19 protein-coding genes are annotated in these 17,326 nt (G+C 59.5%); 17 read left to right on the forward strand and 2 right to left on the reverse strand.

Annotated features, from left to right (window positions below; translation table 11 throughout):
• Positions 1 to 70: 70 nt before the first annotated feature.
• Together AC0V6K_RS07480 and AC0V6K_RS07485 are read left to right on the forward strand one after the other, a co-directional pair.
• A complete protein-coding gene (locus AC0V6K_RS07480) occupies positions 71 to 700 on the forward strand; it encodes a hypothetical protein (RefSeq protein WP_472620903.1) in 630 nt (209 codons plus the stop codon).
• Between the two features lie 257 nt (positions 701 to 957).
• Positions 958 to 2,295: a homoserine dehydrogenase gene (locus AC0V6K_RS07485; protein WP_472620907.1), complete on the forward strand. Its 1,338-nt coding sequence runs from the start codon at positions 958 to 960 to the stop codon at positions 2,293 to 2,295.
• A gap of 2 nt (positions 2,296 to 2,297) precedes the next feature.
• Here AC0V6K_RS07485 and AC0V6K_RS07490 read toward each other — a convergent pair whose 3' ends face one another.
• Positions 2,298 to 2,885, reverse strand: a complete 588-nt coding sequence (locus AC0V6K_RS07490; protein ID WP_486172596.1) for a hypothetical protein — start codon at positions 2,883 to 2,885, stop codon at positions 2,298 to 2,300.
• Between the two features lie 72 nt (positions 2,886 to 2,957).
• Between AC0V6K_RS07490 and glpX the strand changes: the two genes are divergently transcribed.
• Positions 2,958 to 3,998, forward strand: a complete 1,041-nt coding sequence (gene glpX, locus AC0V6K_RS07495) for a class II fructose-bisphosphatase (RefSeq protein ID WP_486172597.1) — start codon at positions 2,958 to 2,960, stop codon at positions 3,996 to 3,998.
• A gap of 35 nt (positions 3,999 to 4,033) precedes the next feature.
• Here glpX and AC0V6K_RS07500 read toward each other — a convergent pair whose 3' ends face one another.
• Positions 4,034 to 4,213: a Flp family type IVb pilin gene (locus tag AC0V6K_RS07500; RefSeq protein ID WP_472620911.1), complete on the reverse strand. Its 180-nt coding sequence runs from the start codon at positions 4,211 to 4,213 to the stop codon at positions 4,034 to 4,036.
• Between the two features lie 178 nt (positions 4,214 to 4,391).
• Between AC0V6K_RS07500 and AC0V6K_RS07505 the strand changes: the two genes are divergently transcribed.
• The 14 genes from AC0V6K_RS07505 (at position 4,392) to AC0V6K_RS07570 (ending at position 17,310) form a co-directional block, all read left to right on the forward strand.
• Positions 4,392 to 5,036: a hypothetical protein gene (locus AC0V6K_RS07505; RefSeq protein WP_472620913.1), complete on the forward strand. Its 645-nt coding sequence runs from the start codon at positions 4,392 to 4,394 to the stop codon at positions 5,034 to 5,036.
• Positions 5,037 to 5,121: 85 nt separating this feature from the next.
• On the forward strand, positions 5,122 to 5,595 hold the full coding sequence (locus AC0V6K_RS07510; protein ID WP_486172598.1) for a hypothetical protein: 474 nt from the start codon (positions 5,122 to 5,124) through the stop codon (positions 5,593 to 5,595).
• A gap of 110 nt (positions 5,596 to 5,705) precedes the next feature.
• Entirely contained in the window at positions 5,706 to 6,641 is a 936-nt protein-coding gene (locus AC0V6K_RS07515; protein WP_472620917.1) for a ribose-phosphate pyrophosphokinase, read from the forward strand.
• Positions 6,641 to 7,000, forward strand: coding sequence for a ribose-phosphate pyrophosphokinase (locus AC0V6K_RS07520; RefSeq protein WP_472620919.1), 360 nt, complete (start codon positions 6,641 to 6,643; stop codon positions 6,998 to 7,000). The genes AC0V6K_RS07515 and AC0V6K_RS07520 overlap by 1 nt, the downstream gene beginning before the upstream one ends.
• Entirely contained in the window at positions 6,997 to 7,791 is a 795-nt protein-coding gene (locus AC0V6K_RS07525) for an inositol monophosphatase family protein (protein ID WP_472620921.1), read from the forward strand. The genes AC0V6K_RS07520 and AC0V6K_RS07525 overlap by 4 nt, the downstream gene beginning before the upstream one ends.
• Before the next feature lie 374 nt (positions 7,792 to 8,165).
• Entirely contained in the window at positions 8,166 to 8,369 is a 204-nt protein-coding gene (gene rpmI, locus AC0V6K_RS07530; RefSeq protein WP_472620923.1) for a 50S ribosomal protein L35, read from the forward strand.
• A 22-nt stretch (positions 8,370 to 8,391) separates the two neighbouring features.
• Positions 8,392 to 8,751 (forward strand): 50S ribosomal protein L20, encoded by a 360-nt coding sequence (rplT, locus tag AC0V6K_RS07535; RefSeq protein ID WP_472620925.1) that lies wholly within the window; start codon positions 8,392 to 8,394, stop codon positions 8,749 to 8,751.
• A 118-nt stretch (positions 8,752 to 8,869) separates the two neighbouring features.
• A complete protein-coding gene (locus tag AC0V6K_RS07540; protein ID WP_472620927.1) occupies positions 8,870 to 9,772 on the forward strand; it encodes a helix-turn-helix domain-containing protein in 903 nt (300 codons plus the stop codon).
• Positions 9,773 to 9,782: 10 nt separating this feature from the next.
• On the forward strand, positions 9,783 to 10,679 hold the full coding sequence (locus AC0V6K_RS07545) for a helix-turn-helix domain-containing protein (RefSeq protein WP_472620929.1): 897 nt from the start codon (positions 9,783 to 9,785) through the stop codon (positions 10,677 to 10,679).
• A 98-nt stretch (positions 10,680 to 10,777) separates the two neighbouring features.
• Positions 10,778 to 11,878, forward strand: coding sequence for a phenylalanine--tRNA ligase subunit alpha (gene pheS, locus AC0V6K_RS07550; RefSeq protein WP_472620931.1), 1,101 nt, complete (start codon positions 10,778 to 10,780; stop codon positions 11,876 to 11,878).
• Positions 11,875 to 14,274: a phenylalanine--tRNA ligase subunit beta gene (pheT, locus tag AC0V6K_RS07555; protein WP_472620933.1), complete on the forward strand. Its 2,400-nt coding sequence runs from the start codon at positions 11,875 to 11,877 to the stop codon at positions 14,272 to 14,274. Before pheS ends, pheT begins: the two co-directional genes overlap by 4 nt.
• A gap of 19 nt (positions 14,275 to 14,293) precedes the next feature.
• A complete protein-coding gene (locus AC0V6K_RS07560; RefSeq protein ID WP_472620934.1) occupies positions 14,294 to 15,826 on the forward strand; it encodes a peptide chain release factor 3 in 1,533 nt (510 codons plus the stop codon).
• Positions 15,827 to 15,864: 38 nt separating this feature from the next.
• Positions 15,865 to 16,734 (forward strand): alpha/beta fold hydrolase, encoded by an 870-nt coding sequence (locus AC0V6K_RS07565; RefSeq protein ID WP_472620936.1) that lies wholly within the window; start codon positions 15,865 to 15,867, stop codon positions 16,732 to 16,734.
• Positions 16,735 to 16,752: 18 nt separating this feature from the next.
• A complete protein-coding gene (locus tag AC0V6K_RS07570) occupies positions 16,753 to 17,310 on the forward strand; it encodes a pyridoxamine 5'-phosphate oxidase family protein (RefSeq protein WP_472620938.1) in 558 nt (185 codons plus the stop codon).
• Positions 17,311 to 17,326 lie beyond the last annotated feature (16 nt).

A 17,326-nucleotide genomic window follows, 5' to 3' on the forward strand; every position in this document is an offset into this window, starting at 1 on the left:
GCACGTTAAGACAAAATTAGGATTTGAAATCAGGTTGATAGCGACCTCAATGGCATGCGCTGCGGCGGTAATGACGGGGTCGACCGGGGCATCGGCCCAGCCGGTTGCCGGATCGCCAACCCTTCCTGCGGCGATCCCCCATGAAATGGCTTCTTATGCCGATTTGGTGACCCTTGCGGACAACAGCGAGATGGTTGTGCGGGCAGAGATTCGCCGCCAGATCAAGGTGGAGCCAGAGCGTGCCCAAGGGGTGAAGCCGGGATTCGTTCGCCTTTATATAGAGGCGCGCACGATTGCTCTTATCGCGGGCTCCCGGGCCATTGGCGAATCGCTTGCTTATGTGGTGGACGTTCCGCTCAACGAAAAAGGCAAAGTCCCCAAACTCAAGAAAACCGAAGTGCTGATCTTCGGCAACCGCGTGCGGGGCAGGTCGGATATGATCCAGCTTGCCGGAGATGCCGCGCATTTCGCGTATTCGCCCACCTTGCAGGAACGGCTGCGCCCGATCCTGACCAGTTTGGTCGCAAATGATGCACCGCCGGTGGTCACAGGGATCAACGACGCTCTGGCAGTAAGAGGCAACCTGGTCGGCGAGATCGGAGACGCAAGTCTTCTTGTCGACCGAAACCGGCTCGCCGGTCTCATTCACCATCGTTCGCCGTCCGAACCAGCCAGCACGATGGGGCGTTTCTTGGGGTGAGATCATCGACGCTTCGGCCACCGCGCCCCAGCGGGCTAGCCTACGCTGGTATAGGTTGGCCTGCGCGTTGCCGCGTGATTTGCCGAGCAGCGCGAACCTTGCGCGCGATCCCGATGCACGGCGTTTGGCGGCGCAGGATTATCGTCTGGTGATCGATTCGCTGGGCCCGTGCGACCGCAAGATCACCGGGAAAGCTTGACCCGTCATCCCACGCTTGTAAGCGGCGCGACTGAATTGCATCGCCCGGGAGTACTTGCGTGACCGAATCTGCCAAAACTGCGCCGTCCAACGCTCCCCTGCGTATTGCCATTGCGGGCCTTGGCACCGTGGGCGCGGGCGTCATTCGCCTGCTCGCCACCAACCACGACTTGATCGCAGCGCGAGCTGGGCGGCCAATCGAAGTCGTGGTCGTGAGCGCGCGCGACCGGACAAAGGACCGGGGCATCGATCTTGCCGGTTATGCGTGGGAAGACGACATGACAGCGCTCTCGGCGCGCGATGACGTTGACGTGGTTGTCGAGCTGGTTGGCGGTTCTGACGGCCCTGCGCTGGCTTGCTCGCGCGCCGCATTGTCAGCGGGCAAAGGGTTGGTGACCGCGAACAAGGCGATGATCGCGCATCATGGTCTGGAGCTGGCAGAGCAAGCTGAAGCGGGCAAAGCGCCGCTCAAATTCGAGGCCGCCGTCGCTGGTGGTATTCCGGTTGTGAAGGGTCTGCGCGAAGGAACCAGTGCCAATGCGCTCGCCCGGATTTATGGCATCCTCAACGGCACCTGCAATTACATCCTTTCGGAAATGGAAGCGACCGGTGCGGACTTTGCCGAGACGCTCGCGGAAGCGCAGCGGCTGGGATACGCCGAGGCTGATCCCACTTTCGATATCGAAGGCATTGATGCCGCGCACAAGCTCGCGATCCTTGCCGCCATCGGTTTTGGCGCACGCGTCGATTTTGAAGCGGTGCACACCACTGGCATCGTGCAAGTGCGTGCTGCCGACATTGCTCAGGCCGATGCGCTGGGCTTCGTAATCCGCCTGATCGCACAGGTTGATGTGGAGAAGGGCGGCAACGGCAAAGATCATCTACTCCAGCGCGTCCGCCCATGCCTTGTCGCAAAAGACCACCCGCTCGCGCCGGTAGATGGCCCGACCAATGCTGTTGTCGCTGAAGGCAATTTCTCCGGTCGCCTGCTGTTTCAGGGCGCTGGTGCTGGCGACGGCCCAACAGCCAGCGCCGTGGTCGCCGACCTTATTGACATTGCGCGCGGCGAAGTTGGTGCGCCATTCTCAATGCCAGTCGCACAGCTGGCGGCGATGGACCCTGCCGAACCGGGCCACCGCACCGAACGCACCTATCTGCGCTTCACGGTGAATGATCGTCCCGGCGTTCTGGCAGAGATCACCGCCGCGATGCGCGATGCCGATGTGTCGATTGAAAGCTTGATCCAGCAAGGCCGCGCGAATGAAGGCGGCGAAGTGCTGGTGGCGATGGTTACGCATGAAGGGCCAGAAGCGAACATCAGCAAGGCGCTCGAACTGCTTGAAGGCTCGGACAGCCTGACTGCGGCACCATTGGTGCTGCCGATCCTCGCAAACTGATTTTATTCCGGGGCGGTCAGTGGGTCTGGCGGTGGCTTTAAGCCCAGCGCCTCGCGGCGCGCTTTTTCCTGCTCTTCGGTAAGATTTTCGTCCTTGCCCAGCGGTGGAAGCCCGCGCGCAATGCGGTCTGCATCGGACCCCGGCGGTGCATCGGGCAGTTCTTCGAAATTTACGATGTAAGCGGGCGGCGGAACGCTGCCGAAGCCGATTGGATTGCCGTGATTGGGAATACCAAATGTGTTGGGAGTGCCCCTGCCTTTGGTCTTTTCGGCGTAGCGCTTTTCCCATTCTTCCTTGTTGAAGACGCCGTCGCTCGCTTCGCCCAGATCGCGGCAGACCAGGATTTCGTTGGTAATCCGGCCCGCTTCGTTACGTTCATCGCAGACCTGCTGCGCAACGATATCGGGTTCATCCTTGGGAACGGTGACCGTTAGGTCCAGAATGGTGCGTTCTGGTTCTTCGGGCGCAGCCTCTTCTGCTACCGGTTCACTCGTCACGCCAGCGTCATCCTGAGCCGCCAATGGCGCGGCATTGAATATCAAAAGCGCAAGCGCGCTCTTGCACAAGGAAGGTACGGCATTGCTCGACAAGCCTTACTCCTTCGGCTTAAGCGCGTCAGCGTTATTGCATAGACTGCAAAGCTTTTGGAGGCTGAATTCCCCATGAATACCCCCGCTCACGAAGTCACCGATACCGACGTTCTCGCCGCAAAGGAACCCAATAGCGAAAATGCGATCCAGCGCGTCTTGGTTCTGGAGATGGTCCGCGTCACCGAAGCCGCTGCCGTTGCCGCAGCGCAGATGATCGGTCGCGGCGATGAGAAAGCGGCGGACGCCGCTGCTGTCGCCGCGATGCGCCGCGCATTTGACGATCTCTACATGGATGGCACCGTCGTCATTGGCGAAGGTGAGCGTGACGAAGCGCCGATGCTCTATATTGGTGAGAAGGTCGGCATGGGTAAGGGGCCGAAGATCGACATCGCGCTCGATCCGCTTGAGGGCACAACCATCACTGCCAAAGCGGGTCCAAATGCGCTGGCGGTGCTCGCCGCCGCGGAAGAGGGTGATCTACTCAATGCGCCTGACGTATATATGGACAAGCTGGCGGTCGGCCCCGGCCTTCCGGAAGGCATCATCGATTTGGCCAAATCGCCCACCGAAAATGTCGAGGCAGTAGCAGCGGCAAAGGGTCGCGAGCCCTCAGACATCAATGTCTGCGTGCTTGATCGCCCACGCCATGCCGATCTGATTGCAGAATTGCGCGCGATTGGCTGCGGTGTGCATCTTATCGGTGATGGCGATGTGGCGGGCGTGATCGCGGTAACCGATCAGGACACAACGATCGACATGTACATGGGCCAAGGCGGTGCGCCCGAAGGTGTTCTCGCTGCAGCTGCCTTGCGCTGTGTTGGCGGGCAGTTCAACGGACGACTTGTCTTCCGCAATGACGATGAAAAAGCGCGAGCCAAGAAATGGGGCATCACCGATCTAAACAAGATTTACACGCTCGATGACCTGGCCAAAGGCGACTGCATCTTCGCCGCCACCGGCGTAACATCTGGCTCTTTGCTTGAAGGCGTGAAGAAACGCCGCAAATCGACCGGCGCGACGATCATGACCACGGAAAGTGTGGTGATGCGCGCGTCATCCGGCACGGTCCGCTGGATCAGAGGCGAACACCGGATCGAGCCGCATAAGAGCTGAGCCGTTCTCGCATCGCGGAGAGGCTGGCTATTGGATCAGTCGCCGATGGCTTCTGATGATGCTGTTTGCACGTCACTCCAGACTTCAGTGCTGGAGTTGCCTACGCCCTGCAACGCGGCAATCATCGCGAGGAAGATCATCGCAAGGATGAGGCCGTATTCCACGGCGGTTGCGCCGATCGTTTCGTCGCGCAGCTTCTTCAGAAGTTTCAGCATGTCAAAATCAACCTACGTTTCCCAAAGTCTCGGACGCCCTAGCGGAAGATGGTTAGTTTTCCGTTACTTCGCCGAGAAAGCAGGTTTGCGGTGACGTGAATTCTCGGTCTTTGCACTACCCTTTGGGGCACGGGCTTCGGTCATCATCTGTTCAGGGCGGAAGTGTTCATCGGACTGAATGCTGATCGCCGGTTTTGCCCTATCTCTACTTGCTCCGATCGGCACGCTTGCTGCGCAGGCAGAGGCTGCTCCACTGGCGATCAATGCGGATCTTCAAAAGGAGCTTGCCCGTAAGGACGCGCCGCTGATCGCTGTGCGCGAAGATCTGGCGGATTGCGAGGAAGGCTGCATTACGCCGGGTGAGGCCGTGGCCATGGCCTTTGCTGCGGGAGAGGGTGAAAGCACACCGGGACGATTCCTGCTGGATGTGCGCGGCGGCGGGCAGAGCATGGATGGCGAGCTGGAGGAGCTTTTCTTCGTCAACTCTCGGCAAGGCTATGCCCGCTTTGGAACGCTTACCATCGCGTTTGAGACTCCGGCACTGCTCGATCTGCTTCGGCGCCCCGACGCATGCGGCGGCGGATTGATCGACGGCCAGATCAAGGTTGAGGGATGTCGCAAGGACATACAGTTCGATCTCAATATGTTCACAATGATGCAGCGGCTCAATGCAAAGCGGCTGGTGGTCGACGGCGAAGTGCGGTTGCAATGGATCGATTCAGCCCTGGGCACGCCCCGATATGAAGGCGGAGAACCCGGTTATTATCAAGTGTGGGTGCGCGTTGAAGATGCCGATCAGGTCACCATTGTGTTCGAAGGCTAGACCGCCCCATTGTAATGAACGGGAAACGGTTTAGCCCTGTTATTGATCGAAAGGGGAGTATTCGATGGTTTTCCGATCACATCACATGAGGTTGCGCGCGGCTTCGGCCTCTTTGGTCTTGGCCATTGCCGTTGGCGGGTGCAACGAGGCATCCGAAGCAGAGTCAGCCGCACCTGAGCCCCTCGAACAGGCGAGCCAGCCCGCGTCTCAGCCCGATCAAGCGCCAGCGCCTGCGGTGTCCACCGCGCCCGATGCACCAGCGCCTACAGTCAAAGAACCAGTTGCCGTGGCCCTCTCCGTTACCCCGGCTGGCGTTTGCGACAAGATCAAATCTGCAGTGGTGGCCTCGGGCGATTATTCCACTGCGCAAATCGACGACTGTTTTCCCGTCGAAGGTGAGGATACGGACAATCCCGGCTTTTACATCACGCGCCTGAACGGTGTTTGCCAGCAAGAGGTCTGCGGTAGCATCTTGCTCGGCTGGTACGCCGTGGAGGCAAATTCGGGCCGCGTGTTTGAATGGGACGTGGCAACCCTTTCAATGGGCAAAGAACTTTAGCGGCGCCCACCCTCGCTCTTCAAATCGTCGACAACCCTGTGGCGCTCTGTTGCAATTCGATGGCGCTGGGCTAGGCGAGTGGTGTCTGTCGTATCGGGGATTCGCGCACCATGAAAATCATGTCCGGCAACTCAAACCTGCCGCTCGCCCGGGCTATCGCAGCCTATCTCGAAATCCCTCTGACCGATGCGAGCGTTCGCCGTTTCGCGGATGAGGAAATCTTCTGCGAGATTCACGAGAATGTGCGCGGCGAAGACGTGTTTCTGGTCCAGCCGACCGGATATCCCGCCAACGACAATCTGATGGAACTGCTGATCTGCATCGACGCACTTAAGCGTGCATCGGCCAAGCGGATCACAGCGGTGGTGCCCTATTATGGCTATGCGCGACAGGATCGGAAGCCTGGCCCGCGCACACCGATTTCGGCCAAGCTGGTGGCGAACCTCATCACCGAAGCCGGGGCAGACCGTGTTCTGGCGGTTGATCTTCACGCAGGCCAGATTCAGGGCTTCTTCGATATCCCGACCGACAACCTGTATGCGGCGCCTGTCATGGCCGCCGATATTCAGGCGCGTTACGGCGATCAGGACCTGATGGTCGTTTCCCCTGATGTGGGCGGTGTGGTTCGCGCCCGCGCGCTTGCCAAGCGTCTTGACAACGCTCCGCTGGCCATCGTCGACAAGCGACGTGACCGTCCGGGTGAGAGCGAAGTCATGAACATTATTGGCGACGTCTCGGGTCGCCATTGCATCCTTATTGACGATATCGTCGATTCAGGCGGAACGCTTTGCAACGCTGCCGAGGCATTGCTCGAGAACGGCGCGAAATCGGTAGCGGCTTACATCACCCATGGCGTGCTGTCAGGCGGTGCCGTGGCGCGGATTGACGGGTCGAAGCTCAAAGAGCTGGTGATCTCGGACTCGATCCGCCCGACCGAATCCGCCGAAGCCTCAGAGCGTATCCGGATCCTCACCATCGCCCCGCTGGTGGGTGAGGCAATCCGCCGGATCGCTGACGAGAGCAGCGTTAGTTCGCTGTTTGATTGATGTTTGACCCGGGTGAAGTCCGGGAAATCCTAATCGGGGCAGCCCGCGCGGGCAATGCGCTGACCTATTCCCAGATGCTTGCCATATTGGGCTATCGCTTCACGCGGCCCAAGATGCGGCAGCTATGCAAGGTGCTGGACAGTATTGATCAGGACGGGCGGGTCGCACGCGAGCCCGATCTTGCTGTGCTGGTCGTGAGGCAATCGGACGGACTGCCGGGTCAGGGCTGGTTCGTCTCTCGCGCTCATCTGACAGACCAAATGCCACAACCCTTCCCGCTTGAGTGGGAGGGTACAGAGGCCAAAGCCTATGTGAAGGCTAGGCAGGACGATGCGTTCCGCTATTGGAAGGATCGATGACACAAGACGACCTCAAGCTCGCCAACCGTCTCGCCGATGCGGCGGGCGCTGCCATCCGCCCCATGTTTCGCGGGGAATGGGCTCAGGAGCGCAAAGGCGATGCCTCGCCCGTAACCGAGGCGGACCGTGCCGCAGAAGCAGCAATGCGGGCGATTATCGAAGAGGTCTGCCCCGATGACGGCATTATCGGCGAAGAATACGGCACCCGAAATGAAGGCTCAGGCCGACAATGGGTTCTCGATCCCATCGACGGAACAATCAGCTTTATGGCAGGTCGTCCGATCTTCGGAACGCTCATCGCGTTGATGCAGGATGGCTGGCCGGTGTTGGGTGTAATTGATCAGCCGATTGCGGGTGAACGCTGGGTCGGGCGTATCGGAGAAGGCACCACCTTCAATGGCAAGCCGGTCAACGTGCGCACCTGCCCCTCGTTAGAAGGCGCGGTCCTCGCCACCAGTAGCCCGCATTACTTCACCGCCGATCAGGCCGTGCCTTACATGCAACTCGCCGAAGCGGTCGGGAAGAACGAGCGGCAGGGTACCATCGTCTATGGCGGCGATTGCTACAATTACGGCCTGCTCGCATCGGGTCATCTCGACATTATCTGCGAGGCTGGGTTGGCGGTGTACGATTACGCTGCGCTGGTTCCCGTTGTCGAAGGCGCTGGTGGCACAATGAGCGATTGGATGGGCAACCCGCTCGACGCAGAAAGCGCGTCAAAAGGCGGCGCGGACGTGCTGGCACTGGGCGATCCGGCGCGGCTGGACGATGTGCTTGAGGCGATGACGTAACCTCACTGCGATGATGCTCGCCTGCCGTTTTTGTTTCTTGCTGTGGTTCTTTCGGTTTTCCTACCCGCCTTGATACCTGCACAAGTGCGGGCATGCATCACCGATCTTTGTCTTTTGCCTGGCTATTCGACTTGACCGCATTGCTCTGTGCGCGCGGGAGCTTTTTTGGCCCCGGACACTGTATCAGTTGTTTCAAGCGTTCTCGGCCAGCGATGAGTTGATGCAAATTGCACGCTCTCGAAGCGCCCAAAATGCTTGCTTCTACCGCCGCTCACCCTTATGTGGCGCGTCTTCAACGACACGAATCAAAGGGTCCGCCTGGCTGAAAGGGCTGCCAGGGCTGGCTAAACGTGTCTCTGACTAAGGAGATGAAAATGCCCAAACTGAAGACCAAAAGCGGTGTGAAGAAACGCTTCAAGATCACCGCAACCGGCAAGGTCAAGCACGGTGTGGCTGGTAAGCGCCACCGTCTGATGAGCCACAATGCAAAGTATATCCGCCAGAACCGCGGCACCTCGGTCATCTCTGATGCCGATGCCAAGACGGTCAAGAAATGGGCCCCATACGGGCTCGATTGATCGCTAGTCAGGAGTAAGAGATATGCCACGCATCAAACGCGGTGTTACCACCCGCGCCAAGCACAAGCGGATCCTCGATCAAGCCAAGGGCTATCGCGGTCGTCGCAAGAACACCATTCGCATTGCGCGTCAGGCGGTCGAGAAGGCCGGCCAGTACGCCTATCGCGATCGCAAAGCCAAGAAGCGCAGCTTCCGTGCTCTGTGGATCCAGCGCATCAACGCGGCTGTCCGCGCTGAAGGTCTGACCTATTCGCAGTTCATGCACGGGGTGAAGCTGGCTGGTATCGAGCTTGACCGCAAGGTTATGGCCGATCTGGCGATGAACGAAGAAGCAGCGTTCAAAGCGATCATCACGCAGGCGAAAGACGCGCTTCCCGCCTGATTTGGCGAGAAATTCGTAGAAATTCTGAGGGGCGTCGGGCGATAAGCGCGGCGCCCCTTGCTTGTAGGTTTGCGCCATTTGACTTGTAAACACGCGCCAACTCGCCCAAGCTGCGCGTATGGGGGTTGCATCAAACGGTGCGCCGCAAGAGCGTGCTGAAAATCTGGTCCTTAGCGAATTCCACTCGCCGCCAAGCGAGTTTGAAGGCTGTTTCACGACGTTCTACCACCTGTCGCTCGAGGTGGCTGATGGTGGGGTGATCCACGATTACTTGCAGCCTGAATGGGGCAACATCCGGTTCTTCGCCGGAGCAAGACCCAACGCAAAAATCGGCAGTTCTCAGATCAGCGGCCCCCGTTTCAGCGCGACTGGTCCCAGCTCGCTCCCTTGCGAGTTTGAAGTGGGCACCTCTACGATGTGGGGCATCGGCTTCCTGCCGATGGGCTGGGCGCGGTTTATGGATATCGACGCGCGCGAAGTGGCAAACATTGTGTGCGACGGATCGCAGCACCCGGCCTTCGCGAAGTTTGACGTGCTTTCGGACACCCTGTGCGAACCCGGCATAACGAAAGACCAGCAATACAATGCGATATTCGAAGCGCTCGGCCGGTTGATGAGGCCCAATCGGGACGAACCAAAGATCGTGAAAGTGCATCAAGCGTTGGTCGATGGCAATTTTACCGCCGTTGGTGATCTGGCAGATGCCTGCGCTATAAGCATTCGAACACTTGAGCGGATTTGTGGGCGCTATTTCGGCTTCACCCCCAAGTTACTGATGCGTCGCCAGCGGTTCATGCGCAGCCTTACAAGTTGGATGCTCCACAGGGATGCGCGGTGGACCGAGGCGATGGATGGGCATTATCACGATCAGGCGCAATTCACCCGCGAGTTCCATGAATTCATGACCATGAATCCCAGCGAATACGCCGCGATCGAGCATCCAATCCTCTCTTCCTTCATGGAAGCACGCGCCCGAGTGTGGGGCAGCGCGGCACAGACGCTCGACAAACCTTCAAGCTAGTCTGGTCATCATGAAGCCCGAAGCCTCGCATCCTGCGATCCAGATTCGCTTTGCCTTGCCTGCAGAAGAACTGCGGCCGTTCATCACGACGTATTATCGCACCGATGTAGTGACCGCCGGACCAACCGCGAAAGCGCAAGATTGGCTACACCCCGAATGGCCCAACCTGCGTTTTGCTCCTGAAGGATTGGCGCAAGCTGGAATCGGAATGGCGCCGCTGGAAACCTGCCCGACCTTCACCGTCAACGGCCCCACTAGCCGCGCCACGCAGTTCACCATGCGCACCGGTCGCGCTTGGGGGATTGGACTGATGCCGCTGGGTTGGGCATCGCTGTTCGAGGCAGAGGCCGGAGATTATGCAGACCGGTTCGCAGACGGGCTTATCGACATTGCTTTCAAAGTGCTACGCCCGCTTGCAAATGCTTTGGGCCAGAAGACGCGAGACTTCGAGGAAGAACTGGCCATAATCGAAGACCATATCTCTCAACTTGAGTTCACAACGTCGCGCCATTCCGAAGCCATCATCGCGGTCAATGGCGCGCTGGTAGACCCAGAGATCGCCACAGTTGCAGATCTTGCCGAGCGGGTTGGCATGACCGTCCGTTCACTCGAGCGCCTTACTCGCCGTGCTTTCGGTTTCACGCCAAAGCTCTTGTTGCGACGTCAGCGGTTTTTGCGCAGCCTTGCCCAATTCATGCTCGATCCTTCAATGAAGTGGCTGAATACGCTTGATGGGCAATACCACGATCAGGCCCACTTTGTTCGGGATTTCAAGCGCTTCATGGGCATGAGCCCTCGTACTTATGCCAAGCTGGACAAGCCGATGCTGATCGCGGCGGCGCAGGCGCGGATGGCGATTGCGGGCCAAGCGGTCCAGGGGTTGCACGCCCCCGACACGCCCGCCTGAAGGCAACGATGGCCCGCAAAATGGCGCGAGGCCGAAATGCTGCTTTGCCTTACCCGCCATTTGACGCTAGCGGACCCGCTTAATCCAACGAGCCGGATATGACTGAACTGACAACGCAAAAAGACGCTGGCCTTGCCGCGATTGATGCCGCCGAAACGCTCGAAGCGCTTGAGGCAGAGCGCGTCGCCGCTTTGGGCAAAAAGGGCTGGGTGAGCCTCGTCCTGAAAACGCTGGGCCAGATGTCGCCTGAAGAGCGCCAAGAAGCCGCGCCTGCCATCCAACAGGTGCGCGCTGAAATCGCCGACGCGATCGAGGCCAAGAAAGCAGAACTCGAAGCCGCAGAGCTTGAAGCGCAATTGGCCAGCGAGACGATCGATCTCACCCTGCCTGCGCCCGACATGCCGCAAGGCTCGGTCCACCCCGTCAGTCAGGTGATGGACGAGCTTGCCGAGATTTTCGCCGACCTCGGCTTTGCCGTCGCCACCGGTCCCGAGATCGAGGACGACTGGCACAACTTCACCGCGCTGAACATGGATGAGTCGCATCCGGCACGCGCGATGCACGATACGTTTTACTTCCCTGATGCGGCGCCCGATGGTGGCCAGATGCTGCTGCGCACACACACCTCGCCGGTGCAGATCCGCAGTCTGAAAGAGCAAGGTGCGCCAATCCGCATCATCGCGCCGGGCCGCGTTTATCGTTCGGACAGTGACGCGACGCACACGCCGATGTTCCATCAGGTTGAAGGTCTGGTGGTCGATAAGGGCATCCATCTCGGTCACCTAAAATGGACGCTGGAGACATTCTTCAAAGCATATTTCGAGCGTGACGACATCGTTCTGCGCCTGCGTCCGTCCTACTTCCCCTTCACCGAGCCTTCGGTCGAAGTCGATGTCGGCTATTCGAACGAGGGTGATCGCCGCGTCGTTGGTGGCCACGGCGATGATGACGGGCATGATTGGATGGAGCTGGGCGGCAGCGGGATGGTCAATCCGCGCGTGCTGGAAATGGCAGGGATCGACCCGACCGAATATCAAGGCTTCGCCTTTGGCCTCGGCATCGACCGTTTCGCTATGCTCAAATATGGCATGAACGATCTGCGCGCCTTCTTTGACGGCGATCCGCGCTGGCTCTCACACTATGGCTTCTCACCGTTCGATCAGCCGACGCTTTCCGCAGGTGTGGGAGCGCGCTCATGAAGTTCTCCGTCACATGGTTGAAGGACCACCTCGAAACCGAGGCGTCGCTGCAAGAGATCACCGATACGCTCAATGCCATCGGGCTTGAGGTTGAGGGTGTCGAGGATCCGGCAGAATCGCTGGCGGGCTTCACCGTCGCGCATGTTCTAACTGCTAAAAAGCATCCCGATGCTGATAAGCTGCAAGTGCTCACTGTCGACACCGGTGAAGGCGATCCGTTGCAGGTTGTGTGCGGAGCTCCCAACGCTCGCGCTGGGATGAAAGGCGTTCTCGGGCAACCCGGTGCGGTGGTCCCGTCCAACGGTATGGAGCTGCGCAAGAGCGCGATCCGCGGGGTCGAGAGCAACGGTATGATGTGCTCGGTGCGCGAGCTTGAGCTCGGCGACGAGCACGATGGCATCATCGAACTGCCCGACGACGCGCCTGTGGGGCACAGCTTTGCTGATTATCACGGCTCCTCACCGGTCATCGATGTTGCGATCACGCCCAACCGGCCCGATTGCATGGGCGTTTACGGCATTGCGCGCGATCTCGCAGCAGCCGGCCTGGGCACGCTCAAGCCGATTGCAATCCCCTCGTTTGAGGCCAGCGGCGCATGCACGACCGAGATCCGTACCGACGATCCAGAGGGCTGTCCGGCATTCTATGGCCGCATCATCAAGGGCGTCAAAAATGGCCCTTCGCCCGACTGGCTGCAACAGCGTTTGACGTCGGCGGGACAGCGACCGATTTCGCTGCTGGTTGATCTCACCAACTATCTGATGCTGGCCTATGGCCGTCCGGCGCACGCCTATGATCTGGCGAAGCTCTCGGGCGCGGTTGTTGCGCGGCGCGCCAAAAATGGCGAGCAAGTGTTGGCGCTCAACGAGAAAACGTACACGCTTGATGAGAGCATGGTGGTGATCGCGGACGACGAGGAAGTCCACGACGTCGCCGGAATCATGGGTGGCGAGAATTCGGGCGTGTCGGATGACACCACCGACTTGCTGCTCGAGATCGCCTATTTCGATCCGCCGCGTATCGGTGTGACAGGGCGCAAACTTGGCCTCGCTTCGGATGCGCGTACGCGGTTTGAGCGCGGCGTTGATCCAGCCTTCCTGCAGGATGGCTTGGACCTGCTGACCGGGTTGATCGTCGAACTCGCTGGCGGAACGCCAAGCGAGGCCGTGCAGGCAGGTTCGCCGCCGAGCGAGCCCAAGGAGCTGAGCTTCGACACCGGTCAGACCAGGCGTCTGGGTGGGGTGGAAGTGCCAGAAGACGAGCAGCGGCGTATTCTGGAAAGCCTCGATTTTGATGTGACCGATGATTGGCAGGTGACGTGTCCGCTCCGCCGTCACGATATCGAAGGCACCGCCGATCTGGTCGAAGAAGTCGTGCGTATCCACGGCCTCGATAAGGTTGAAAGCGTCGCATTGCCGCGTTTGGACGGCGTCGCCCGTCCGACCGCCACGCCGCAGCAGATTGTCGAGCGCAGAGTGCGCCGCGCGGCGGCTGGCAGTGGTTTGCACGAGGCGGTGACGTGGTCATTCCTGCCCGAAGACGCCGCTGAGCACTTCACAGCGACTGACGATCTTTGGAAGCTGGCCAACCCGATTAGCGAGGACATGAAGGTCATGCGGCCGTCGCTCATTCCGGGTTTGTTGATTGCTGCCAAACGCAATGCCGATCGCGGCGCGGCTTCGACACGTCTGTTCGAATTGGGTCGCCGCTATTTCCGCGGGAAAGACGGTATGAGCGACGAGCGTCCAACGCTCGGCGTAGTGCTTACTGGCGAGAAGGTCGCGCGTGGCTGGGCGACCGTCAAGGCGGCAATGTTCGACGCCTATGATGCCAAAGCTTATGCGATGAACCTTCTCGCAGCAGCGGGTGCTCCGGCAGAGAAGCTGATGGTGATGGGCGAGGCTGGCGAGCAGTTCCACCCGGGCCAATCAGGCACTCTGCGGCTCGGTCCCAAAAAGGTGTTAGCGCGCTTCGGCTTGATCCACCCGACCACCCTCAAAGTGTTTGATCTTGACGGTCCGGTTGCTTCGGTCGAGCTGTTTCTCGATGAGATCCCTGCGAAGAAGGCTGGCAAAGGTCCAGTCAGCTTCGCGCGGCCCAGCTTCACGCCGCCTGCGCTGCAATCGGTGACACGCGACTTCGCATTCGTGTTGCCTGCCGAGTTGGCTGCGGAAGACCTACTCAAAGCGGTGCGCGGAAGTGATAAGGTCAACATTGTCGCAGCGCGCGTGTTCGACGTCTTCACCGGCGGAAGCTTGCCCGAGGGCAAGAAATCGGTGGCGGTCGAAGTCACACTGCAACCGCAGGACAAGAGCTACAAAGACGCTGATCTGAAAGCGATTTCGGACAGCGTCGTGGCTGCCGCGACCAAGCAGGGAGCGGAGCTGCGCGGCTAATTCCGCGTGCCGAACACCGATGTCCAATCGCCGTACCTTCGCGATCATTTCGCACCCTGACGCGGGTAAGACCACGCTGACCGAAAAGTTGCTGCTGCAAGGCGGCGCTATTCACTTGGCGGGTGAGGTCAAAGCACGTGGGCAACAGCGGCGTGCGCGCTCGGACTGGATGAAGATCGAGCAGCAGCGCGGGATCTCGGTCACCTCGTCGGTGATGACCTTCGAGAAAGAGTATGATGGCGAAACCATCACCTTCAACCTGCTCGACACGCCGGGGCACGAGGATTTCTCGGAGGACACATATCGCACACTAACCGCGGTGGACTCCGCCGTTATGGTGATCGACGCGGCCAAGGGTATCGAGCCGCAGACGCGCAAACTGTTCGAGGTATGCCGCCTGCGCAGCGTGCCGATCATCACCTTCGTGAACAAGGTCGACCGCGAGGGCCGCGATCCGTTTGAAACGCTCGACGAAGTTGCCGATATGCTCGCACTCGATGTCAGCCCGCAAAGCTGGCCCATCGGCATGGGCGGACAATTCACTGGCATTCTCGACTTTGAGACCAATGAAACCAGCCGCCCCGAAGGCCCTTCCAAAGAGTTTCTGGGAAAGCGCGACAAGGATGCCGAGATCCCGGAGGATTGGGCCGAGGAAGTCGAGCTGGCCAAAGTTGGCTATCCCGAATTCGACCTCGAAGCCTATCGCAACGGCGACCTTACCCCTGTCTATTTTGGGTCGGCGCTGAAGAACTTCGGCGTGACCGAGCTGATCGACGCAATCGCCAAGTATGCGCCGCCACCGCGTCCTCAGCCCGCTGGCGAGGACCAAATTGCGCCAGACCACAGCGAGGTCACCGGCTTTATCTTCAAGGTTCAGGCGAACATGGACCCCAACCACCGCGACCGCATTGCCTTCATGCGGCAGGTGTCGGGCACCTTCAAACGCGGGATGAAGCTGACTCCTTCGGGCCTTGGCAAGCCGATCGCGATCCACTCGCCGATCCTGTTTTTCGCGCAGGACCGCGAGATTGCCGATACTGCCGAGGCGGGCGATATCATTGGCATCCCAAACCACGGCACGTTGCGCGTAGGCGATACATTGTCCGAGAAAGATCAGGTGCGCTTCACCGGGCTTCCGAACTTTGCGCCTGAAATCCTGCGCCGTGTGCAGCTGAAAGATCCGACCAAGACCAAGCAGCTTCGCAAAGCGCTCGATGACCTGTCCGAAGAAGGGGTCATCCAGGTGTTTTACCCCGAGCTTGGCGCACAGCACATTGTCGGCGTGGTCGGTCAGCTTCAGCTTGACGTGCTCGTGTCGCGGCTGTCGGCGGAATACAAGGTTGAGACCGCACTGGAGGCGGCCCCCTTTGCCACTGCGCGTTGGATCAAGGGTGATGCCAAGGCGATGGCCGAATTCGAAAGCTTCAACCGCGCCAATCTGGCCAAGGATCGCGACGGAGACCTTGTTTTCATGGCCAAGAGCCCATGGGACGTGAACTATCAGGTCGAGAAGAACCCCGACCTCACATTCTCGGCCACCAAAGAACGGTAGGCTTGCGAGCGCGCGCGGTTCGCGGCATGGCTGCGCGCATGAACTTCCCTGGCCCAAACTCGCAAACCTTCATTTCGCAACGCCTGCGCCTCAACTACTTCGATTGGGGCAATCACGAGAAACCGCCACTGGTGCTTGTCCACGGCGGGCGCGATCATGCGCGTAGTTGGGACTGGACGGCCGAGAAGCTCGCGCAGGATTGGCACGTGGTGGCGATGGATCACCGGGGCCATGGCGACAGCGATTGGGTGTCGGACGGCAACTATAACTCGAACGACATGGTCTATGATCTCGCGCAGTTGGTGCATCAGCTTGGGCGCGGCCCGGTGACGATCGTTTCACATTCGATGGGCGGCAATGTCGCGCTGCGTTACGCGGGGATGTTCCCCGATATGGTGACGAAGCTGGTGGCAATTGAGGGCCTCGGCCCTTCGCCCGAGTGGAAAGAGAAGCAGCGTGCCACTCCCTATCCTGAGCGGATGCGCGAATGGATCGAGAAAAAGCGCAAAGCCGCCGGACGCACACCTCGCAAATACGAGACGATCGAGGCAGCGTTCGCTCGTATGATCGAAGAGAACAGTTATCTGACCGAAGAGCAGGCGCGCCATCTGACCATCCACGGGGTCAATCGCAATGAGGACGGCTCATACAGCTGGAAGTTCGACCCGCACCTGAATGTGTGGGGTGTCGAGGATGTCGCCGACGAGTTTATCGAAGCCACTTGGGCAGCAATTTCGTGCCCCACGCTGCTGCTCTATGGCGCAGATAGCTGGGCATCCAATCCAGAGCGTGACGGGCGCCTCGAGCATTTCGGCACTGCGGAGGTGATCGAATTCGAGAACGCAGGCCACTGGCTGCATCACGACCAGTTCGACCGCTTTATCAAAGTGCTCCAGGACTTCCTCTGACAATAAAGGACACACGACATGGCTGATTTCTTCGATGCGCTTGAACCCAAGCATGTTGCGATGATCGAGAAACAGCCGGTGTTCTTTGTCGCCACTGCTACGAGTGAAGGGCGCATCAACCTCAGCCCCAAAGGCTATGACGCTTTCCGCGTGCTCTCTCCAACGCGGGTTGCATATCTCGACCTTGGTGGATCGGGCAATGAGACCCACGCACATCTAGCTGCTGATGGTCGGATCACGGTGATGTTCTGCAATTTTGACCGCCCCGCGCTAATCCTGCGTATCTATGGCCGCGCCAAGCCTGTCTTGCCTCAAGATGATGGTTGGAGCGAACTCGCTGACCATTTCACAATGATGCCTGGCACGCGGCAGATATTCGATATCGCCGTCGAAAGTGTGCAGACAAGCTGCGGATGGGGTGTTCCGTTTATGAGCCTTGAGGGTGAGCGCGACACGCTCAAAAAGGCGCACCGACAATCTGATCCTGCCGAATGGGAGGCAAAGATGGCCGGGCGCACTTCAAGCATTGATGGCCTGCCGACCCGGCCAACCGACAGGTTTATTGCGGGCGAATGACTCAGGCGCATATATC

It is taken from the genome of Erythrobacter sp. S43 (assembly GCF_057364955.1).

Excerpts from the sequence above, each read along its gene's own strand:
- AC0V6K_RS07480 (WP_472620903.1), top strand. The coding sequence starts at position 71 with ATGACGGGGTCGACCGGGGCATCGGCCCAGCCGGTTGCCGGATCGCCA.
- glpX (WP_486172597.1), top strand. The coding sequence starts at position 2,958 with ATGAATACCCCCGCTCACGAAGTCACCGATACCGACGTTCTCGCCGCA.
- AC0V6K_RS07500 (WP_472620911.1), bottom strand. The coding sequence starts at position 4,213 with ATGCTGAAACTTCTGAAGAAGCTGCGCGACGAAACGATCGGCGCAACC.
- AC0V6K_RS07505 (WP_472620913.1), top strand. The coding sequence starts at position 4,392 with ATGCTGATCGCCGGTTTTGCCCTATCTCTACTTGCTCCGATCGGCACG.
- AC0V6K_RS07510 (WP_486172598.1), top strand. The coding sequence starts at position 5,122 with ATGAGGTTGCGCGCGGCTTCGGCCTCTTTGGTCTTGGCCATTGCCGTT.
- AC0V6K_RS07515 (WP_472620917.1), top strand. The coding sequence starts at position 5,706 with ATGAAAATCATGTCCGGCAACTCAAACCTGCCGCTCGCCCGGGCTATC.
- AC0V6K_RS07520 (WP_472620919.1), top strand. The coding sequence starts at position 6,641 with ATGTTTGACCCGGGTGAAGTCCGGGAAATCCTAATCGGGGCAGCCCGC.
- AC0V6K_RS07525 (WP_472620921.1), top strand. The coding sequence starts at position 6,997 with ATGACACAAGACGACCTCAAGCTCGCCAACCGTCTCGCCGATGCGGCG.
- rpmI (WP_472620923.1), top strand. The coding sequence starts at position 8,166 with ATGCCCAAACTGAAGACCAAAAGCGGTGTGAAGAAACGCTTCAAGATC.
- rplT (WP_472620925.1), top strand. The coding sequence starts at position 8,392 with ATGCCACGCATCAAACGCGGTGTTACCACCCGCGCCAAGCACAAGCGG.
- AC0V6K_RS07540 (WP_472620927.1), top strand. The coding sequence starts at position 8,870 with ATGGGGGTTGCATCAAACGGTGCGCCGCAAGAGCGTGCTGAAAATCTG.
- AC0V6K_RS07545 (WP_472620929.1), top strand. The coding sequence starts at position 9,783 with ATGAAGCCCGAAGCCTCGCATCCTGCGATCCAGATTCGCTTTGCCTTG.
- pheS (WP_472620931.1), top strand. The coding sequence starts at position 10,778 with ATGACTGAACTGACAACGCAAAAAGACGCTGGCCTTGCCGCGATTGAT.
- pheT (WP_472620933.1), top strand. The coding sequence starts at position 11,875 with ATGAAGTTCTCCGTCACATGGTTGAAGGACCACCTCGAAACCGAGGCG.
- AC0V6K_RS07560 (WP_472620934.1), top strand. The coding sequence starts at position 14,294 with ATGTCCAATCGCCGTACCTTCGCGATCATTTCGCACCCTGACGCGGGT.
- AC0V6K_RS07565 (WP_472620936.1), top strand. The coding sequence starts at position 15,865 with ATGAACTTCCCTGGCCCAAACTCGCAAACCTTCATTTCGCAACGCCTG.
- AC0V6K_RS07570 (WP_472620938.1), top strand. The coding sequence starts at position 16,753 with ATGGCTGATTTCTTCGATGCGCTTGAACCCAAGCATGTTGCGATGATC.